Genomic DNA, 20,275 nt, shown 5'->3' on the forward strand with positions numbered 1-20,275 from the left:
AGGAACGCGGGAGGCCGGGAGCCCCGGTGGTCATGGGGCGTTCCCGGCGTCACCGCCCGGACAGTTCGGCCGGTCGGTGACGCCGGGGCCCGCCGGCCGTGCTGACGCCCGCACGTCCCCCGGACCCAGCGGCCGGAAGTAGTGGGCCAGCGCCCAGCTGCCGATACGGTCGCCGGCCCGGCATCCGGTGATGTCCGACGTACGGAGGTGGATCCCGCCGAACACGCGGGCGTCGATCATGTCCGCGTTGAGCTGATCGGCGTACTCGTAGTGCCGTGTGGTTCCGGTGGTCTCGGAGGGGACGTCGAGGTCGACCCGTGAGGTGCCGAGGACTCCGGTGACCGCCCGCATCACCGCGCCCGCGACCGTCGCGTGACCGCTGATGTACTCGGGGTGCGGGGGCGTGACGAGCAGCGGCTCCCACTGCGGGTCCGCCTCCGTCGCGGGGTTGCCGTCGGTCCCGGCGAGCTGGATCGCGGTGACCGGCCGCCAGAAGCCGTACTGGAGCTTGGAGTCCCACGCGGTGATGGCGGCGTCGGCCGCCGCGGTGTTCGCCGCGGCGAACAGCCGTGCCGTCTCCGCGATGCCGAGGCGGTGCCGGGCCGCGTGGTCGCGAAGGGCCGACTGGACCTGGACCAGCAGATTGCCCCCGAAGAAGAGGGCGGTCTCGGTCTGCCGCGCCGTTCGGCCCGAGCCGGTCTTCGCTCCCATGCTCTTCGCCTCGTTCACGTCCCGCGCGTAGCGGGCCGAGGGCAGGGCGGGCGGCGGTCCGGGGCGGAACTGACCGGGCGAGGTGAGCAGGAGCGGCCGGAGCCTGCCGAGCCAGGTGTCGATGAACGGCAGCCGGGCGGGCGCGGTGGGACGCCAGACGCCGGGTGCGGGCGGCATCGTGAAGGGCACGTCCGCAAAGCGGCCGTCGCCCTCGCGCAGCTCCATGAGGTGGGCCGCGGCCCGTTCCCCGAAGGCCACGCCCCGGTCCTTCGCCGGGCCCGCGGGGATCTTGTCCAGGGAGGCGGCGTACGCGGTGTCGAGGCCGGCCCGTGAGGCCGGGAAGCAGGTGAGCAGGACGTGGTGCGCGGCGGTCACGGCCGCCGCTTCGGGGGACGCCTTGGCGGGCCCGCGTTCGTTCCACTTGTACGGGGCGTAGGTGCCGGTGATGCCGACCACGGCGTTGTAGACGGCGGCGGAGACGAACCCGTGCCAGATCGCCACCTGCCCGGAGGGGCGGGTGGTGCCGAGGTTGGCGCTGATCGTCCCGGTGGCGATGACGTTCCAGTCGCGGATCGCCGCGGGGTCCGCGGCGGCGGGCGGAGGATGTCCCCCGCGGCCGCGGCCGCGGGGGCCTGCACGGGGACGGTGACGACCGCGAGGACCGCGAGGCCGCCGAGGGCGGCCCGTAGCCGCGTACGGACGGAACGCGGCGTACGGGGAGGACGGACGGTGGCGGAGGAGAACAAGGAGAAGGAGGGGAAACAGCGGAACGAAAGGGGGTGAAGCTGGCGCACGGCGCTCTCCCTTGATTCGGTAGGCCCGAATTAGCACCGCCAGGAGTGCGGGATCAAGATCAACCGCCATGGCCCGGACTCCATGAGCCGGACGCCGCAGCGCGTCGCTCCCCTGCCCGCGCCCCTCCCGTGCGCCGCCGTGCGCACCGGTGACACGTCGCACGCCTCGTCGCACGCCTCGTCGCACGGTGCCGGAACGGGAGGAACGCGGCCATTCCACCACCGGCACGACCCGGCATGAAGAACGCGTAAAGATTGCCGGACTCCGGCAATGCGAACAATCGTGCCCCTTTGCCAGGATGATCGCGGGGAGCGCGAGGGACAGTCCCACTGCCGGAACACGGCAGCGGTGACATCCGGAGCGGGGCCGCACCGGCGTCCCCGCCGACGGGAGTCACGGACGTAGGGGGCGCAACAGTGAGCGAATTCCTTGATGCCGCGTTCGGATTTCCCGCCTCACTCTTCAGCGCCGCGCTCGTCGTGGTCGTGGCCTTCTGGCTGCTGGTCCTGTTCGGTGCTGTCGAGCACGACAGTTTCGACGGGGACCTGTCCGGCACCGCGCTGGGCATCGCCGACGGGGTGCCGGTCACGGTCGGGGCCTCCCTGATGACCGCCATCGCCTGGTTCACCGGCCTGGCCGGGACGCTGGCCCTGCATCGCGCCGGACCCGCCGGACCGGTCCACTCCGCCCTCGCCGCCGGGGTCCTCCTCGGCTCGCTGCTCCTGTCCTGGTGGCTCACCCGGCAGCTCGTACGGCCACTGGCCAGGCTCTTCCCCGATGAACCCGGGCCGTCCCGGGAGGACTTCATCGGGCAGACGTGCACCATTCGCACGGGGCGGGTGGACGGTGCGTTCGGCCAGGCGGAGGTCGCCGCGACGGACGGCTCCACGGCCCTCGTCCAGGTCCGCCGCCTCGGCGAGGACCTGGCGGCCACGCTGACGCGGGGCAGTACGGGGCTGTTGTACGCCTACGACGACGACGGCGAGTTCTTCTGGGTCGCGCCCTACGACGCGGCGCTCGATCCACGTACCGCCGCCTGAGCGTCCGCCCCGGCCGGAGCACCGCGGGCCGTCCGGCCCCGGCGTCCTCTCCCCCTTCTCCGGCGATCCTCGCCGCACCTCCACCGCTAGGACTTCACCATGGAAGCCATCTCCTTGGGCGTCGGCGTGCTCATCGCCGTTGTCCTGCTCATCGCCGTCGTCCTGCTCCTCGTCGTCAGCCGGCTCTTCCGGAAGGTCGAGCAGGGCAAGGCGCTGATCGTCTCCAAGATGCGGAAGGTCGACGTCACCTTCACCGGGCAGGTCGTGCTCCCCGTGCTGCACAAGGCCGAGACGATGGACATCGCGGTCAAGACCATCGACATCAGCCGGACCGGACGGGACGGGCTGATCTGCCGCGACAACATCCGTGCCGACATCCGGATCTCGTTCTTCGTCCGCGTCAACAAGACCGTCGAGGACGTCATCAAGGTCGCCCAGGCCATCGGCACGGCGCGGGCGAGCGACAAGGAGACGCTGCAGGAGCTGTTCAACGCCAAGTTCTCCGAGGCTCTCAAGACCGTGGGCAAGCAGCTCGACTTCACGGATCTGTACACCAAGCGCGACGAGTTCAGGGACCGGATCATCCAGGTCATCGGCACCGATCTGAACGGCTACAGCCTGGAGGACGCGGCCATCGACTACCTGGAGCAGACACCGCTCCAGCAGCTGGACGCCACCAACATCCTGGACGCCCAGGGCATCCGCAAGATCACCGAGCTGACGGCGATCGAGCATGTGCGCACCAACGAGTTCCAGCGCACGGAGGAGAAGGAGATCACCCGGCAGAACGTCGACGCCCGGGAGGCCATCCTGGAGCTGGAGCGGCGTCAGGCCGATGCCGAGATCAGGCAGCGCCGCGAGATCGAGACCGTCCGGGCCCGTGAGGAGGCCGAGACCTCGCAGGTGCAGGAGGAGCAGCGGCTGCGGGCGCAGGCCGCCTTCCTCAAGACCGAGGAGCAGCTCGGTGTCCAGCGGGAGAACCAGGCCCGTGAGGTCGCGGTCGCCGAGAAGAACCGCGAGCGGGTCATCGCCATCGAGAGCGAGCGCATCGAGAAGGACCGGCTGCTGGAGGTCATCGCCCGGGAACGGGAGACCCAACTGAGCCGTATCTCCGCCGAGAAGGAGCTGGAGGCGGAGCGCCGGGACATCGCCGAGGTGATCCGGGAGCGGGTCGCGGTGGACCGTACGGTCGCCGAGCAGGAGGAGTCGATCAAGAAGCTGCGGGCCGTGGAGGAGGCCGAGCGCAACCGTCAGGCGATCGTCATCGCCGCCGAGGCCGAGGCGCAGGAACTGCTGGTCAAGGACATCAAGGCGGCGGAGGCGGCGGAGCAGGCGGCCGTGCACCGGGCCGCCGAGGAACTCACCCTCGCCGAGGCCCGGGTGAAGTCGGCGGAACTGGACGCGCGGGCCAAGCTGCGGCTGGCCGAGGGCACCCAGGCGGAGGCGGCGGCCCCCGGACTCGCCGCCGTACAGGTGCGGGAGAAGGAGGCCGACGTCATCGAGAAGGCGGGCCTCGCGGAGGCCGAGGCCACGTCCGCCCGGCTGCGGGCGGAGGCCGAGGGGGCCAGGCTCAAGGCGCTGGCGGTCGCCGAGGGCACGCTGGCGCAGGCGGCGGCCGACGCGGCGGTCATCGGCGAGAAGCTGAAGGCCGAGGCGGCGGGGCTCACCGAGAAGGCGGCCGCGATGGCGGCGCTGGACGAGGCCTCGCGCGGTCACGAGGAGTACCGGCTGCGGCTGGACGCGGAGAAGGAGATCCGGCTGGCCGGGCTCGACACCCAGCGCCAGGTCGCCGAGGCGCAGGCCACGATGATCGCGACCGGCCTGGAGAGCGCCGACATCAGCATCGTCGGCGGCGAGTCCGTCTTCTTCGACCGGCTCGTCTCCTCCATCTCGCACGGCAGGAGCGTCGACGCCTTCGTCCAGAACTCCGACACCGCGCAGGCGCTGGGGAGGAGCTGGCTGGACGGCACGTCCGACTTCACCGAGGACATCACCCGTGTGCTCGGCTCCGTGTCCACCGCCGACGTACGGAATCTGACGGTGTCGGCCCTGCTGATGAAGCTGATGAAGTCCGGTGGCGCCCAGTCCGGGCCGCTGCGTGAGCTGCTGGAGAAGGCCGGGCAGCTGGGGCTGGCCGACGTACCGCTGGCCGAGCTGGGAGTCGGTCTCAACGGGGCCGGAGCGGGGGCCGGGGCCAAGGGGGTCTGAGGCCGGGGGTCCGGGCCGCGGCCACCGCGGCCGGGCGGCCACCACGGCCCCTCACGGCTCGGTGCGGCCGCACACACGGTAACCGGCCGCACCGCCCCGCCCCGCACAACCCCGCCTGGTCCGACCGTCCGGGCACCGTACGTATCCGCAGGGAGCCATCACCATGAACAGCACGTCCGCCATGGACGCGGGCACCTACGAGGTGCTGCGGGACCGGCTCGGCGCGCAGGCCGGCGAGCTGGCCCGCCGGGCCGAGGCGCTCAACGCCCGCCGCACCGAGGAGTTCGGCTCCACCGGGCTGACCCTGGCGGGCACCGAGAACCTGCGCACCGGGCAGCCGTCCGTGCCCCGTGACATCGTCGCCGTGGGGGACCGGCTGCTCCTCGGCCACAACGTGTCCCCGGGCCTGCGGCCCGAGACGGCGGTGGGCGATGTCTTCGCCCTGCACGACCGTGAGCTGGAGCGGCTTCCCGAGGACGCCGTCCCCGGTCTGCTCGACGACCCCGCGTTCCGGCGGGAGTTCGCCGCGCTGTACCGCTACTTCCGCGAGGCCCGGCTCCTGAGGCTCCGGCACATCGACGGGAAACTCCTCGCCGTCTTCCGGACCGGGGAGAAGAGCGACGACATCCGCGTCCTGCGGTGGACCCTGGACGCGGACGGCAGGGCCGCGTTCCTGGACGCCCGTGGTGAGCGGGACCATGTCCTGCCGCCCTCGCACGACGTCGAGTGGACCGCCGCCACCCGTGAGGACCATGTCCTGGGCCGCCACCCGCATGTGTCCATCGGCGGCGAGGTGTTCGTCGCCGCGGTCGGCGGCACGCTCACCGTGAAGACCGTGGACGACACCGAGTCGGGGACGGGGATCCACTCGGAGCCGGTCGAGGACCCTCTCCAGTCGCTGGCCGACGCCGAGATCGAGTACGCGCGGGTGGGGCCGCTGGTCCTGCTGCGCGTGCGCCCCTACAAGGAGGAGCGGCGGCGCCACCTCGTCTTCAACGGCGTCACCGGGACCGTGACGCGGCTCGACGGCATCGGCCAGGCCTGCCGTCGTCTCCCCGAGGACCAGGGGGTCGTCTTCCCCGGCGGCTACTACCTCACCTCCGGCGAGTCGAAGACGTTCGACACCGGGGACCACGCCGACGACGCGTCCGGCGACGAGGCCATGGAGTTCGAGCGGACGGTGCGCTCGCCGAACGGCGAGGACGTGCTGTACGAGTTCCGCGCACGGACCGCGGGCCGCAGCCTTCTCCTCCCGTACAACATCATCCGCAAGGCCGTCGCCACGCCGGTTGCCTGCCACGGCCACGCGCTCTTCGACGACGGCACCCTCCTGGTGCTGCGCGGCGGGTCCGACGAGCCGTCCCGGGTGCACCCCGTCCAGCGGTGGCGGTCCCCGTACGTCTCCGACACCCACGCCGCCGCGCGGGCCCCCGGCACCGGCGCCCTGTCCCGCATCGGCAACGCGGACCTGGTGCGGGGCATCTCCGACTGCCTCTCGATCGCCCGCGGCGTCTCGGGGACGGAACCCACCACCGGCGTGTACGGGACGCTCGTCGCCGCCTGTGTCCGGGCCCAGGACCGCTACCACTGGCTCGGTGACCCGGAGGCCGGTGATCTGCGCACGCCGCTGGACCAGGTGCGGGCCACGGCCGAGCAGGTGCTGTCCGAGTTCGAGACCGTGACGGCGCTGACCCGCCGGGCCGCCGAGGCACTGGACGAATCCGCCGAGGCCCTCGCGTCGCTGGTGCGCCGCGTGCGCGGGGAGGTGCCCGACGGCGCCGCCGGCTGGGTGGAACGGCTGACCGCGCTGCGGCGGGCGCAGGGACATCTGCTCACCCTCAAGGAGATGCGGTACGCGGACACCGGGCGCATCGACGGACTGGCCGCCTCGGCCGACGCCGACATCGCGTCCTTCGCCCGGCGCGCCGTCGCGTTCCTGGAGCGGGAGGACGCCTTCGCCGACTTCCACGAGGACATCGGCCGGCTCGCCGAGGAGGCCGGGGCCATCGGCACCGTCGCCGCGGCGGAGCCGATCGCCGCCCGGCTGGACGAACGGGCTGCGGGGCTGCGGACCGTCACCGAGGTGGTGGCCGGGCTCGACATCGGCGATGCCACCCTGCGCACCTCCGTCCTGGAGCGGATCGCCGAGGTGCTCGGCGGGGTCAACCGGTCCCGGGCCCTGCTCGACGCCCGCCGCCGTGAACTCCGTGTCCATGAGGGCCGGGCCGAATTCGCCGCGGAATTCAGCCTGTTCGGCCAGTCGGTCACCGGTGCGCTCGCCGCCGCGGACACGCCGGACGGCTGCGAGCAGCAGCTCGCCGGGCTGCTGCTCCAGCTGGAGAACCTGGAGTCCCGGTTCGCGGACTCCGATGCCTTCCTCGCCGAACTGGGTGCCAAGCGCACCGAGGTGTACGAAGCGTTCTCGGCGCGCCGGCAGACGCTTCAGGACGACCGCTCCCGCCGCGCCGAGCGGCTGGCGGCCTCGGCCGTCCGGGTGCTGGAGACGGTCACCCGCCGGGCGGCGACGCTGGCCGACGCCGACGCGGTCAGCACCTACTTCGCCTCCGACCCCATGACCGCGCGGATCCGCCGGATCGCCGAGGAGCTGCGCGGGCTGGGCGAGGAGGTGCGGGCCGGGGAGCTCGAAGGCCGGCTCAAGGCGGCCCGGCAGGAGGCCGCCCGCGCGCTGCGCGACCGCACCGAGCTGTACGCGGACGGCGGCCGGACGGTGCGTCTGGGCCGGCACCGGTTCGCCGTCAACGCCCAGTCCCTGGAACTCACCCTGGTCCCGCAGGACGACGGGCTCGCCTTCGCCCTCACCGGCACCGACTACCGCTCCCCCATCACCGACCCGGAGTTCGCCGCCACCCGCCCCTACTGGGGCCGGTCGCTGCCGTCCGAGAACGCCGAGGTCTACCGCGCCGAATACCTCGCCGTACGCCTGCTCACCGAGCACGGGCCCGAGGCCCTGGCCGGGGCCGACCTGCCCGCCCTCGTGCGCGGCGCCGCCGAGGCGGCCTACGACGAGGGCTACGAGCGGGGTGTCCACGACCACGACGCCACCGCGGTCCTCGGAGCGCTGCTGCGCCTGCACCAGGGTGCGGGTCTGCTGCGCTACCCGCCCTCGGCACGCGCCGAGGCCCAGCTGTTCTGGGCGCACGGCACGACCGGTCCGGGCCGCGCGGCCTGGCTGCGGCGCATGACCTCGCTGGCCCGCGCCCGCGCCGCGTTCGGGCCCTCCCCCGCGATCGCCGGGCTGCGGGCCGAGCTGGCCACCGCCATGGGCGGTCCCGCCGGGGACCTCGCCGCCGAGTACCTCTTCGAGGAGCTGACCCGCGGGCCGGACGGCTTCGCCACGAGCGCGGCCGCCCGTACCCTGCTGGGCGCGTTCCGCCGTGCGGCGGGCAGCGCCTACGACGAGGACCTGGCGGCGCTGGACTCCCTGGCCGACCGGCGTCAGCTCGTCGAGGCCTGGCTGGCCTCGTTCAGCGCCGCGACCGGCGGGCCCGCCGCGCCCGAGGACCTCGCGGAGGCGGTGGCCCTCGAACTCTGCCCGGGGCTCGACCGGTACGAGGCACAGGCGCCCCTGTCCGAGACGGTCGACGGGCTGCTCGGCACCCACCCGCGCGTCACCGGCCGCCGGCTCACCCTCCGTATCGACGAAGTACTGGCCCGGACTCGGGACTTCACCACCCGTGACGCGGCCGGTTTCCGTGACTACCAGCGACGGCGCGCCGCGCTCGTCGCCGCCGAGCACGCCCGTCTGCGCCTCGACGAGTACCGCCCCCGGGTGATGTCCGCCTTCGTCCGCAACCGTCTCCTCGACGAGGTCTTCCTCCCCCTCATCGGCGACAACCTCGCCAAACAGCTCGGCACCACCGGCGAGAGCAGGCGGACCGACACCCATGGCCTGCTGCTGCTCATCTCACCGCCCGGCTACGGCAAGACGACGCTCATGGAGTACGTCGCCGACCGGCTCGGACTGGTCCTGGTCACGGTCAACGGCCCGGCCCTGGGGCACACGGTGACCTCGCTGGACCCCGCCGAGGCCCCCAACGCCACCGCCCGCCGGGAGGTCGAGAAGATCAACTTCGCGCTGGAGACCGGCAGCAACACCCTGCTCCACATCGACGACATCCAGCACACCTCGCCCGAACTGCTCCAGAAGTTCATCTCGCTGTGCGACACCACCCGCCGGATGGAAGGCGTCCGCGACGGCCGGAGCCACACCTACGACCTGCGGGGCAAGCGCTTCGCCGTCTGCATGGCGGGCAACCCCTACACCGAGGCCGGCCGGCGCTTCCGTATCCCCGACATGCTCGCCAACCGGGCCGATGTGTGGAATCTCGGCGATGTCCTCACCGGGAAGGAGGACGCCTTCGCGTTCAGCTTCATCGAGAACGCCCTGACCTCCAACGCCGTCCTCGCGCCGCTCGCCGGGCGGGACCGCGCCGACCTCGACCTGTTCGTACGCCTCGCGGAGGGCGACCCCACCGCACGCGCCGACCGGCTCGGCCACCAGGGCACCCCGGCCGAGCGGGAGCGCGTGCTCGCCGTGCTGCGGCACCTGCTCACCGCACGGACCACCGTCCTGGCGGTCAACGCGGCCTACATCGCCTCCGCCGCGCAGCCCGACGCCACGCGCACCGAACCCCCGTTCCAGCTCCAGGGCTCCTACCGCAACATGAACAGGATCGCCGCACGCATCGACCCCGTGATGAACGACGCGGAACTCGCCGCGCTCATCGACGACCACTACACCGGCGAGGCCCAGACCCTCACCACCGGCGCCGAGGCCAACCTCCTCAAGCTCGCCGAACTGCGCGCCACGCTCACCCCGGCGCAGTCCGCCCGCTGGGCCGAGGTCAAGGCCGCCCATGTGCGCGCCAGGACGCTCGGCGGCCCGGAGGGCGACCCGCTCACCCGCGCCGTCGCGGCGCTCGGTCTGCTGGCCGACCGGATCGCCGCCGTCGAGTCGGCGATCGACCGGGCCGGGGACCCCCGCCACGCGCTCGCCAACCCCGCCGCCCGGCACGCGGTACGGCCGGTGGAGCCGCCGCCCGGTCCCGGTTTCCGGGCCGCCTCCGGGGGCGCTCCGGGCCCGGGACACGGCTCCGGAGATGCCCCTGTTTCCCCGTGAGAAATGGGCTGTGACCGCGTTGTCCGCCTTGTCGGACGCCATGTGAACATTCCGCGTGGAACGCAACTGGCGTGGCTGTCTTGACATTTAGCCATCACCCCAATGGTAAGATCATCTTACTTCCAGTGGGCTGACGGCGTATGGGGGCATTCCGGGAGGAATGAATTCCTCGGCCCCACGTTCGGAGGGGCCTTCCCAAGAGGTGCACCACCGCGACTCGGCGAGTCCGGACCCGTGCGCCGCCTGAGGAAGTGTCACACCGTCTTCCAGCCATGGCACTTGAAGTGAGTCTCATGACATTTCCGCAGGGCCCCGTCACCTGGGCACTGGTTGTCGTAGCACTGGTCGCTGTGGGTGCCGTTCTGCGGGCTCGCACGACCAACATCAGACTGCGCAGACACAACTCCGAACTCCGCAAGGAACGCGACACGCTGCTCCGGCAGCGCGACGAGCTCCATGTCGCCCACAACAGCCTGCTCCACCGGCACGCCTCGGAGCTCTCCGAGGTCCGCAAGGACGCCGAGGAGGAGACCAAGGCCGTCCTCAAGGCCGCCGTGCGTACCCTCCAGGGTCTCGCGGACGAGCAGCAGGTGGTTCTGGAGAAGGCGCAGCACAAGTACGGCGACGACCCCGGGATGCTCGCCGACCTGATGGCCATCGACCACGCCAACAGCCAGTTCGGGCGGCGCGCCCAGGGCATCGCCGTGCTGTGCGGCGGCTGGCTCGGCCGCCGGGAGACCGTCGCCTCGGTCTTCGACGTGGCCCGCAGCGCCCAGGGGCGGATCCGGCAGTTCGACCGGGTGCGGGTCAACGGACAGGTGAACTTCTCGGTCGTCAGCAAGGCCGTCGAGCCGGTGGCCGTGGTGCTCGCCGAGCTGCTGGCCAACGCCACCAACTACTCCGCCCCCGGCACCCCGGTGGAGATCAACATCCAGGCCGTCCCCACCGGTGTCTGCCTCATCGTGGACGACGCCGGACTCGGCATGGGCCAGGAGGAGAAGGACCGCGCGGCGGCCCTCCTCTCGCCCCGGGCGGCGATCAGCGTCTCCAGCCTGGGCATCCCGCCGCAGTTCGGGTTCGCCGTCTCCGGCATGCTGGCCGCCCGCTACGGGTTCAAGATCTCGGTGGACTCCGTTTCCCCCTATGGAGGCGTACGCGCGGTGGTTCTTCTGCCCGACGAGCTTCTCACCAGCGAGGTTCCCCCGGCCCCCGACGCCCCCGCGCACGACGCGTCGGAGTTCTCCCGGCACCAGACCCCCACGCCGCCGCCCACTCCGCTGTTCCCGCCGGCCGCCCCGCTGACGGAGGCCGCCCCGCAGTACGGGGGCCTGGTCACCACCGCCGGCGGTCTGCCCAAGCGTCGCCGCAAGAGCCCCGTGTCAGCGGTGCCGTCGACCGACTCCGGGCCGGCGCGCAGCAACGAGGAGTCCGCTTCCCGGCTGGGCGCGTTCCAGCGCGGTACGCGGTCCGGGCGTGACACGACGACGATGGAAGGACCCGAGATCCAGTGAACCCCGATCTCTCGTGGGTACTGAACGACGTACTCCAGGTACCCGGCGCACGGCACGCGATCCTCGTGTCCGCCGACGGCCTGTTGCTGGCCAACTCCAGTGAGATCGGCCGGGACGACGCGGAGACCGTCGCGGCGGCCATGAGCTCCATGCAGTCGCTCAGCCGGGCCGTCGCCCCGTTCATCGGGACCCAGTCCCCCGGGCGCTGGCGGCAGACGCTCCTGGAGTACGAGGACGGCTGGATCTTCCTGATCGCGGCGGGCGCCGGTGCCTACCTGGCGGCGACCGCGGCGGCCGACGTGGACATGGAGGCCATGTCCTTCCGTATGCAGCAGCAGGTCACCGCGCTGGGGAAGGCGATGACCACTCCTCCCCGCCAGAACGCGGGAAGCGACGTATGACGGCGCCGGGCGAGGAGCAGCAGGTCAGCAGCGGGTTCGTCCGGTCCTACGTCATCACCGGCGGGCGCGGTCTGCCCGCCGCGGAGGACCTCTCCCTCGTCACCCTGGTCACGCTCGCCCCGGAGGCGGAGGCGCCGCCGAACCAGAGCCCCGAGGTCCGGGCGATCTGGGAGCTGTGCTCGGGCGGCTATCTGTCGGTGGCCGAGGTGGCGGGGCATCTGGAGCTGCCCGTCGGAGTGGCGCGCCTGCTGCTGAAGGATTTAGCGGAACAGGGGCACCTGCTCCGCCGCAAGGCCCCGCCACCGGCCCAACTCGTTGACAGGAAGATCCTCGAAGAGGTGTTGCATGGACTCCAGGTCCGGTTCGGCTGAGAACATGTATGTGCCGGACGCGGTGCAGCGTGCGGCGAAGATCCTCGTCGTCGGACACTTCGCCGTGGGCAAGACGACGCTCATCGGCACCCTCTCCGAGATCACCCCGCTGCGCACCGAGGAACGGATGACGCAGGCCGGGGCGCACATCGACGATCTCCGGGGCGCGCCCGACAAGAAGACCACCACGGTCGCGCTGGACTTCGGCAGGCTGACCCTGAGCGACGAGCTGGTCCTGTACCTGTTCGGTACGCCCGGCCAGCAGCGCTTCGTGGAGCTGTGGGAGGACATGGCGCGGGGCTCGCTCGGCGCCCTGCTCCTGGTCGACCCGGCCCGTCTGGCGGACACCTTCCCGGTCATCGACCTGGTCGAGACGTACGGACTGGAGTACGCGGTCGCGGTCAACAGCTTCGACCAGTCCCAGCACGCCGAGGCCGAACTGCGCGAGGCCCTCGACCTGCTGCCCGACACCCCGGTCGTCTACTGCGACGCCCGGGACCGGAACTCGTCAGCACAGGCACTGATCACCCTGGTCCGGCACCTTCTCGCGCACGCGGCCTGACCTCCCTTCCGCCCGGGGCTCCGCGGAGCCCCGCGATCACACCGAGGAATCACACATGGACTCTCAGCCGGGAGCCACCCCGTACAGCGCCCCCGCTGGGTGCCCCATGCACCAGGAGGGGCAGACCTCGCTCTACGGGCCGGAGTTCGCGTCCGACCCGCACCGGGTGTACGACGCGTTCCGCGCGAACGGGCCCGCCTCGCCGATCGAGCTGGCCCCCGGGGTGGAGGCCACGCTCGTCGTGCAGCACGAGGCCGCGCTCCGGGTTCTGCAGAACCCGGCGGTCTTCCCGCGCGACTCGCGCCGGTGGGCCGCGCTGCGGGAGGGCCGGGTGCCGCTCGACAGCCCGGTGCTGCCGATGATGGCGTACCGGCCCAACTGCCTGTTCACGGACGGCGCCGAGCATCTGCGGCTGCGCAAGGCGGTGACCGAGAGCCTCGGGCGCCTGAACTCCAGCCGCCTCAGCCGGGACGTCGAGCGCATCGGTGACTATCTCATCGACCAGTTCATCGAGCGCGGCAGCGCCGACCTGCTGGGCGAGTACGCCAAGCTCCTGCCGCTCCTGCTGTTCAACCAGCTGTTCGGCTGCCCCGGTGACATCGGTGACCGGCTGACCCGCAGCATGTCCGCCATCTTCGACGGCGAGGACGTCCTGCGGGCCAACGCGGAACTGACGGAATGCCTGATGGAGCTGGTCGCGCTCAAGCGCCGCCAGCCGGGCGAGGACATCACCTCCTGGCTCATCCAGCACCCGGCGGGCCTGCGCGACGAGGAACTCAAGGACCAGCTCGTCATGCTGATGGGCGCGGGCGTGGAGCCGGAGCGCAATCTCATCGCCAACGCGCTGCTGCTCCTGCTGGCCGGGGACGCCTCCGGCCCGGGGGTGGAGCGGCGCGGTACGGGGATGCTCGTCGAGGACGCGCTCGACGACGTGCTGTGGAACAACCCGCCCATCGCCAACTACGCGACGCACTACCCGATCCAGGACATCGACCTGGACGGGGTGACCCTGCGGGCCGACACCCCGGTGCTGATCAGTTTCGCCGCCGCGAACAGCGACCCCGCGCTCACCGGCGCCCGCCAGACCCTGAGCAAGGGCGCCCATCTGGCCTGGGGCGCGGGCCCCCATGTCTGCCCGGCCAAGTCGCCCGCGCAGCTCATCGCCCTCACCGCGATCGAGAAGATCCTCAACACGGTGCCGGACCTCACCCTGGCCGTGCAGGCCTCGGGAGTCGAGTGGCGGCCGGGCCCGTTCCACCGCGCCCTGGTCTCCCTGCCGGTGCGCTTCAGCCCGACCGCCGCACGCGGCACCGCCACCGGCGCACGGGCCGCCGCGCAGCCGGCCGCGCAGCCGGCGCCCAACTCCTCGGTTCCGCATCATCACGCTGCGGAGTCGCACAAGAAGTCAAAGGGCTGGTGGAGCTCGTTCCTCGACGTCTTCCGGGTGTGAGCGGGCGGCCGACACGCAATTGAGCGCACATATGCGTGCGCGTTTGAGTAAGGGCGTACACGGATGAGTGCGTACGCCATCGATAAGTGAGTGCCCATATCGCTATTCGGATATGACACAGGGCATTCACGACTTTTGCATGTGACGGGGGCAACAAAGATCGACGCTTGGCGGAGATATGCGGAGGGGTAGGTTCAGGCGGTAACCCGGAGCCTAGGTCAAGGAACTCTGCGTGAGCGCTATCAGTGGCATAGAAACGCCCACCGCCGACCGCCGCGCCCTCATCTCGCTCCTGCGACGCCTGCACTCCCCCCAGGGCCAGGCCGACCCGTACCCCCTCCTGGCCGAACTGCGCGCCATGGGGGACGTCGTGCGCGCTCCGTGGAACGGCTATTTCGTCACCGGTTTCGAAGCGTGCAGCCAGGTGCTGCGCGGCCGGCACTGGCTGGCGCCGGACTTCGCCTGGCAGGAACGCCAGGACGACACCGGCCGCTGGGACGCGGTCGCCACGCAGGAGATGACCAAGACCCTCTCCCGCCTCAACGCCCCCGCGCACACCTGCCAGCGCCGCAGCCTCGGCAACCTCTTCGACCGCTCGACCATCGCGCGGCTGGCCCCGCAGGTCGAGGGGCATGTCACCCGCCTCCTCGACGAGCTGGCCGACAAGCTCCGGTGGGGCGAGGCGGACCTCGTCAGCACCGTCAGCGAACAGCTCCCGATCAGCACCATCGGCTCCTGGCTGGGCATCCCGCCCGAGGACCATCCGCACATCCTGGAGATCACCCACAACCAGGTGCACGCCCAGGAGCTGCTGCCCACCCGGAGCCAGCTCGCCGTGTCCGCCGAGGCGACGCTGCAACTGCGCTCGTACTTCACCGACCTGGTCGCGCGGCGCCGTGCCGCTCCCGGCGATGACGTCCTGACCGGCTGGATCCACACCTGGGACGGGCTCGAACCCGACCGGGAGACGGCGGACGAGATCCTCTACCGCCTCACCATGTTCGTCACCATCGCCTCGCTGGAGACCACCGCGACCCTGCTGTCGTCCATGGTGGCGCTGCTGCTGGAGGAGCCCGGCCGGTGGGCCTGGCTGCGGGAGCACCCCGAGCACATCGACGCGGCGATCGACGAGGTCCTGCGGTACGACCCGCCCATCCACATCAACAGCCGGATCGCCGCCGAGGACACCGTTCTGGCCGGGGTCCCGATCGCGAAGGACAGCATGGTCCACGTCCTGTACGGGGCCGCCAACCACGACCCCCGGCACAACGAGGACCCCGACACCTTCGACATCCTGCGCGGCGGGGGCCACCTCACCTTCGGCGGCGGTGTGCACTACTGCCTGGGCGCGGCGCTCGCCCGCCTGGAGGCCCGTACGCTGCTGACCGCGCTGCTGGACCGCTTCCCGGCCCTGCGCGCCGCCGCTCCACCGGATTACGCGTCGCGCATGGTCTTCCGCCGGGTGACCTCGATGAGCGTGACGGCATGAGGCTCTCCCTCCCCGACTTCCTGACCCCCTACGGCCGCCCGGGCACCGTACGCACCGTGCGCGAGGGCCCCGTCCTGCACGTGGAGCTGAACAGCCCCGCCACCGGCAACGCGGTCACCGAGGCGATGCTGGACGACCTCCTGGAGGCCGTGGCCGCGCCGGACCCCGACGTACGGGTGCTGGTGCTCAGCGGTGCCGGGGACGACTTCTGCCTGGGCGGGGACCGGAGCGAGTTCGCCGACTGGCTGGAGGAGGACCCGACCGGGCGCGGCATCCGAATCGCCGGGGACAAGGCCCGCCGCGTCTGCGAGGCGATCTCCGGGAGCCGGGCCGTCACCATCGCCCGGGTCCAGGGCAAGGCCATCGGCGCCGGGCTGGCCCTGGCCCTCGCCTGCGACCTGCGCGTCGGCGCCGACACCGCCGGATTCCGGCTGCCGGAGCTGGCGCTCGGGCTGCCCACCGCCTGGGGCGGCGTGCTGCCCCGGCTGATCCACGAGATCGGCGCCGCCCGCGCCCGCGAGCTGATCCTCACCGGACGGGCCTTCGACGCCGCCGAGGCGCACAGCCTGTCGATCCTCCAGCGCGTCGTGCCCGAGGACGCCCTCGACGAGGCCGTCAGCGCCTGGGCCAGGCCCGTCGTCCGCCGCCCCGAGGCCGCCCTGCGCGTCACCAAGGCCCTGCTCAGCTCCTACGCCTCCGCGACCCGGCTGGCCGACCCGTCCTTCCTGGACGCCGAACTCATGGCCTCCGTCGCCGCCGCGACCCGGCGCCCCCGTGACACCGGCGGGACCGGGGCCGGGGTCGTACCGATGCGCTGAGAGCCTCCGACGGACCGACCGGACAACGGCCCGGTGCGGAGTTGCGGAACGGCCGCGAACGGGGTTGCGTCGAGGTAGGCGACGTACTGCGTGGTGTGTACGTACGTGGCCTCCGACCGCCCTCACTGGGGGTGACCCATCGTGCTGTTCACCGATCGCACGGATGCCGGACTGCGGCTCGCCCAGGCCCTCCGGCGGTGGAAGGAAGAACGTCCCGTCGTCCTGGGGCTGCCCCGCGGCGGAGTCCCGGTGGCGTACGAGGTGGCCCGGGAGCTCGGCGCACCGCTCGATGTGATCGTCGTCCGCAAGCTCGGCGTCCCGTACCACCGGGAGCTGGGATTCGGCGCGATCGGCGAGGACGGGGTACGGGTCGTCGACGAGGACATCGTCCGCCGCGCGGGCGTCACCCAGGAGGATCTCGCCGCGGTCGAGCGCACCGAGTCGGCGGAGCTCGTACGGCGGGCGCACCGGTTCCGTGACGGCCGTCCGCGCCGGGCGCTGGAGGGCCGGACGGTGATCGTGGTCGACGACGGGATCGCGACCGGCTCCACCGCTCGGGCCGCGTGCGCGGTCGTACGGGCGCAGGGCGCGGCACGCGTCGTCCTGGCCGTCCCGGTGGCCCCGCCGGACGCCGTCGCCCGGCTGCGCGAGGGGGCGGACGAGGTGATGTGCCTGGCGGCGCCGCAGCCGTTCTCGTCCGTCGGCGAGTGGTACCGCGACTTCTCCCAGACCTCGGACGACGAGGTCGTCGCCCTGCTGGCACGGGCGGCGGCGGACCGGCCCGCACAGCCCGGGTCCACGCAGCCGCCGGCCGTTCGTACGGAGGAGCTGCGCCTGGCCGTGGGCGGTGCGCACAGCTCCGGCGGGCCGGGCGGGGCGGGCGGCATCGAGCTGACCGGGGACCTCGTCCTGCCGGAGGGCGCGGGCGCGGTCGTGATGTTCGCCCACGGCTCGGGCAGCAGCCGCCACAGCCCGCGCAACAGGTCGGTCGCGGCCTCCCTCAACGAAGCGGGCCTGGGCACGCTCCTCTTCGATCTGCTGACCCCCGTGGAGGCGGCCGATCACGGGCATGTCTTCGACATCGGGACCCTGGCCCGGCGCCTGACGGAGGCCACCCGCCTGCTGCGCGGCCGGGTGGCGCTGCCGATCGGCTACTTCGGGGCGAGCACCGGAGCGGCGGCGGCGCTGCGGGCCGCCTCGGAGCCGGACGCGGACATCGGCGCGGTGGTCTCGCGGGGCGGCCGGCCCGACCTCGCCGGGAGCCGGCTCGATGACGTACGCGCCCCGACACTCCTTGTCGTGGGTGGCCTCGACACCACGGTGATCGCGCTCAACCAGCAGGCCCGCGCACTGCTGACCTGCGAGAACCGGCTGGAGATCGTCCCGGGGGCGAGCCATCTCTTCGAGGAGCCGGGTGCGCTGGACCGGGTCGCGGACCTGGCCCGGGACTGGTTCACCGGGCACCTTCTCCCGGCACCGGTGGGAGACGGCTGAGGCCCGCGGCCCCGGAGCCGGGAGCGGTCCGCCGCCGCGCGGGACGCGGGAGCGCGGTGCACACTCGTAGAACAGGACCCCATCCACCTCTCGCGACCGATCCGGGGTCGCCCACATGCCCGACGTACCGCTGTGGCTGTGGGGGGCGTTCGCCACGACCGTGGTCGTGGCGCTGGTGACCGACCTCCTGGCACACCGCGACACCCATGTCATCGGCTTCAGGGAAGCAGCCCTCTGGAGCGGGCTGTGGGTGAGCCTCGCGCTCGCGTTCGGCGGGGTGGTGTTCCTGGTCCTCGGGCCGACCGCCGGAACGGAATACACCACCGCCTGGCTGCTGGAGAAAAGTCTCTCGGTCGACAACCTGTTTGTCTTCGCCCTGATCTTCGCGTACTTCCGGGTTCCCCGCGCCTATCAGCACCGCGTCCTTTTCTTCGGCGTCTTCGGTGCGCTCGTATTTCGCGGAATATTCCTTTCCCTCGGCGTCGCGGTGGTCGGCCGATTCACGGCCGTGCTCTTCGTCTTCGCGGCCATCCTTTTCTACAGCACCTACAAGATCCTCCGGGGGGAGGAAGAAAGCTTCGACCCGGGCAGGAGCCTCGCCGTACGCCTGCTGCGGAAAGTGATTCCGGTCCGGGACGAATACGCCGGTGCGAAATTCACCGTCAAGGAGGCGGGCCGGCGGGTCGGCACGCCCCTGCTCGCCGTCGTCGCCGCGATCGAGGCCGCCGACCTGGTCTTCGCCGTCGACAGCGTGCCGGCGGTGCTCGCGGTCAGCAACGACATTTTCATCGTCTACACCAGCAACGCCTTCGCCATTCTGGGGCTCCGGGCGCTGTACTTCCTGCTCGCGGGCCTGCTGGACAGGTTCCACTACCTGACCCACGGGCTCGGGATCATCCTCTCCTTCATCGGCGTCAAACTGATCCTCCAGGCGTCCCACAAGATGATCAGCGAAGGCGTCCCGGAGATTCCCTCGCCGCTGAGCCTGGCCGTCATCGTCGTGATCCTGACGGTGTCGGTGGTACTGAGCCTGCGCCGTCCACCCAAAAGGAACTCCCGTGCGAATCCAGCACCCTGAGAGTGCCCGCCCGGCGGACGAAACACCTGCGTCGGCAAAGGTGAGGGAATAACTTTTCAAACAATCCAGCCAGGTTTATGGTGAGGACATGGCCAGCAATGAGCGTGAGATCCAGCGGCAGGCCGCCTTCATGTGTCCGACCTGCAAGCAGCCCGTCGCGACCGAACTGAAACGGCACAAGACCCTCGGGATCTTCGTCCCCGTCTGGGGCCCCGGACCCTGCCGGAACCCGGACTGCGCCGACCACGTCGTGGACGACGCGCACACGGAGCACCCGACCCACCGGTGAGAGGCCGGCCGGGACGGGCCGTCCGCCCGGTGGCCCGCACACCCCTCGCTCCGGCGTGCCTTCGTCGCGCCGGCCGAAACCGACCGATCCCCCCGACGGAGGCGTGAAGCCGTCGGGGGGATCGTGCGCTACGGGGCGACCGTACCGCGGCCCTCCGCGCTCCCGTCCCCGTAGAGGCGCGCGACGAGGCGGGCCTTGGCGGCGGGCCACTCCTCGGCGAGCAGCGAGAAGTAGACGGTGTCCCGCCAGGTCCCGTCGTGGCGGAGCCGGTGGCGGCGCAGGACCCCCTCCCGGCTGGCACCGAGGCGGGCGATCGCGGCCTGCGAGCGCTCGTTGAGGTGGTCGGTCTTCAACTGCACGCGGCCCATTCCCAGTTCCTCGAAGGCATGGGTCAGCAGGAGCAGCTTCGTCTCGGTGTTGACCGGCGACCTCCAGTACGCGCGCCCGTACCAGGTCCAGCCGATCTCCAGGCGCTCGTGCTGCTCCTCGACCTCCATGTACGTCGTCCAGCCGACCGCCCGGCCGCTCTCGCGGTGGATGACGGCGAACGGGACGTACGTACCCCGGTCCGCGGCTTCGAGCAGGTCCGCGAGCTTGGCACCGAGCTCGCCCGGCGTCAGCGGCGTCGGCGGGCCCTGCCAGCGCCACACCTCCTCGTCGCGGCCACCGGCCGCGAAGAGGTCGTCGAGGTGGTCCATCGTCAACGGCACGAGGCCGACATGGCGCCCGGTCAGGGTCACGGGCCGGGGAGTTGTCGCAGGCATGGCGAGAGTGTAGACCACTTTGAACTAGCGTCATTATTTTATGCACTAGTGCAATAACGCCGGGAAGGCTTCTCGGCGCGCGGCGGGGCGGGTGGCTGGCTAGCGTGGCAGTGCGGGGGCGGGACCACCCGACCGACGGAAGAGAGTCAGAACC

Annotated in this window: 15 protein-coding genes; 13 read left to right on the forward strand and 2 right to left on the reverse strand. The window is 71.8% G+C overall.

Going from position 1 to position 20,275, the window contains the following annotated elements:
• Window positions 1–30: 30 nt before the first annotated feature.
• On the reverse strand, window positions 31–1,212 hold the full coding sequence (locus ACIGJO_RS09790; RefSeq protein WP_399954718.1) for a vanadium-dependent haloperoxidase: 1,182 nt from the start codon (window positions 1,210–1,212) through the stop codon (window positions 31–33).
• Window positions 1,213–1,922: 710 nt separating this feature from the next.
• On the opposite strand from ACIGJO_RS09790, the gene ACIGJO_RS09795 reads away from it, so the two are divergent.
• From ACIGJO_RS09795 to ACIGJO_RS09855, 13 genes are all read left to right on the forward strand, one after another.
• Complete coding sequence (locus ACIGJO_RS09795) at window positions 1,923–2,546, forward strand: hypothetical protein (RefSeq protein WP_399954721.1); 624 nt, start codon at window positions 1,923–1,925, stop codon at window positions 2,544–2,546.
• A gap of 99 nt (window positions 2,547–2,645) precedes the next feature.
• Entirely contained in the window at window positions 2,646–4,754 is a 2,109-nt protein-coding gene (locus tag ACIGJO_RS09800) for a flotillin family protein (protein WP_399954724.1), read from the forward strand.
• A 163-nt stretch (window positions 4,755–4,917) separates the two neighbouring features.
• Window positions 4,918–9,894, forward strand: a complete 4,977-nt coding sequence (locus tag ACIGJO_RS09805) for a DNA repair ATPase (protein ID WP_399954727.1) — start codon at window positions 4,918–4,920, stop codon at window positions 9,892–9,894.
• A 293-nt stretch (window positions 9,895–10,187) separates the two neighbouring features.
• Window positions 10,188–11,405, forward strand: coding sequence for an ATP-binding protein (locus ACIGJO_RS09810; protein WP_399954730.1), 1,218 nt, complete (start codon window positions 10,188–10,190; stop codon window positions 11,403–11,405).
• Window positions 11,402–11,806, forward strand: a complete 405-nt coding sequence (locus ACIGJO_RS09815) for a roadblock/LC7 domain-containing protein (RefSeq protein WP_329944571.1) — start codon at window positions 11,402–11,404, stop codon at window positions 11,804–11,806. Before ACIGJO_RS09810 ends, ACIGJO_RS09815 begins: the two co-directional genes overlap by 4 nt.
• On the forward strand, window positions 11,803–12,177 hold the full coding sequence (locus tag ACIGJO_RS09820) for a DUF742 domain-containing protein (RefSeq protein ID WP_399954733.1): 375 nt from the start codon (window positions 11,803–11,805) through the stop codon (window positions 12,175–12,177). Before ACIGJO_RS09815 ends, ACIGJO_RS09820 begins: the two co-directional genes overlap by 4 nt.
• Window positions 12,152–12,739: an ATP/GTP-binding protein gene (locus ACIGJO_RS09825; RefSeq protein WP_329944573.1), complete on the forward strand. Its 588-nt coding sequence runs from the start codon at window positions 12,152–12,154 to the stop codon at window positions 12,737–12,739. The genes ACIGJO_RS09820 and ACIGJO_RS09825 overlap by 26 nt, the downstream gene beginning before the upstream one ends.
• A gap of 55 nt (window positions 12,740–12,794) precedes the next feature.
• Window positions 12,795–14,189 carry a cytochrome P450 gene (locus tag ACIGJO_RS09830; RefSeq protein WP_399954736.1) on the forward strand — a complete coding sequence of 465 codons (1,395 nt, stop codon included), beginning with the start codon at window positions 12,795–12,797 and terminating at the stop codon, window positions 14,187–14,189.
• Window positions 14,190–14,547: 358 nt separating this feature from the next.
• Window positions 14,548–15,678: a cytochrome P450 gene (locus ACIGJO_RS09835; RefSeq protein WP_399955649.1), complete on the forward strand. Its 1,131-nt coding sequence runs from the start codon at window positions 14,548–14,550 to the stop codon at window positions 15,676–15,678.
• Window positions 15,675–16,496, forward strand: a complete 822-nt coding sequence (locus tag ACIGJO_RS09840; RefSeq protein WP_399954739.1) for an enoyl-CoA hydratase/isomerase family protein — start codon at window positions 15,675–15,677, stop codon at window positions 16,494–16,496. Before ACIGJO_RS09835 ends, ACIGJO_RS09840 begins: the two co-directional genes overlap by 4 nt.
• Window positions 16,497–16,637: 141 nt before the next feature.
• On the forward strand, window positions 16,638–17,990 hold the full coding sequence (locus ACIGJO_RS09845; RefSeq protein WP_399954741.1) for a phosphoribosyltransferase family protein: 1,353 nt from the start codon (window positions 16,638–16,640) through the stop codon (window positions 17,988–17,990).
• 115 nt (window positions 17,991–18,105) lie between these two features.
• Entirely contained in the window at window positions 18,106–19,068 is a 963-nt protein-coding gene (locus ACIGJO_RS09850) for a TerC family protein (protein ID WP_399954744.1), read from the forward strand.
• A gap of 88 nt (window positions 19,069–19,156) precedes the next feature.
• The gene (locus ACIGJO_RS09855; protein ID WP_399954747.1) at window positions 19,157–19,357 is read left to right on the forward strand and encodes a hypothetical protein; all 201 of its coding nucleotides are present in this window, start codon (window positions 19,157–19,159) and stop codon (window positions 19,355–19,357) included.
• 128 nt (window positions 19,358–19,485) lie between these two features.
• Here the strand turns inward: ACIGJO_RS09855 and ACIGJO_RS09860 are convergent, their stop codons facing one another.
• The gene (locus ACIGJO_RS09860; RefSeq protein WP_399954750.1) at window positions 19,486–20,121 is read right to left on the reverse strand and encodes a GNAT family N-acetyltransferase; all 636 of its coding nucleotides are present in this window, start codon (window positions 20,119–20,121) and stop codon (window positions 19,486–19,488) included.
• Window positions 20,122–20,275: the final 154 nt, after the last annotated feature.

It is taken from the genome of Streptomyces sp. NPDC079020, from assembly GCF_044542225.1.
Classification (GTDB): Bacteria; Actinomycetota; Actinomycetes; order Streptomycetales; family Streptomycetaceae; genus Streptomyces.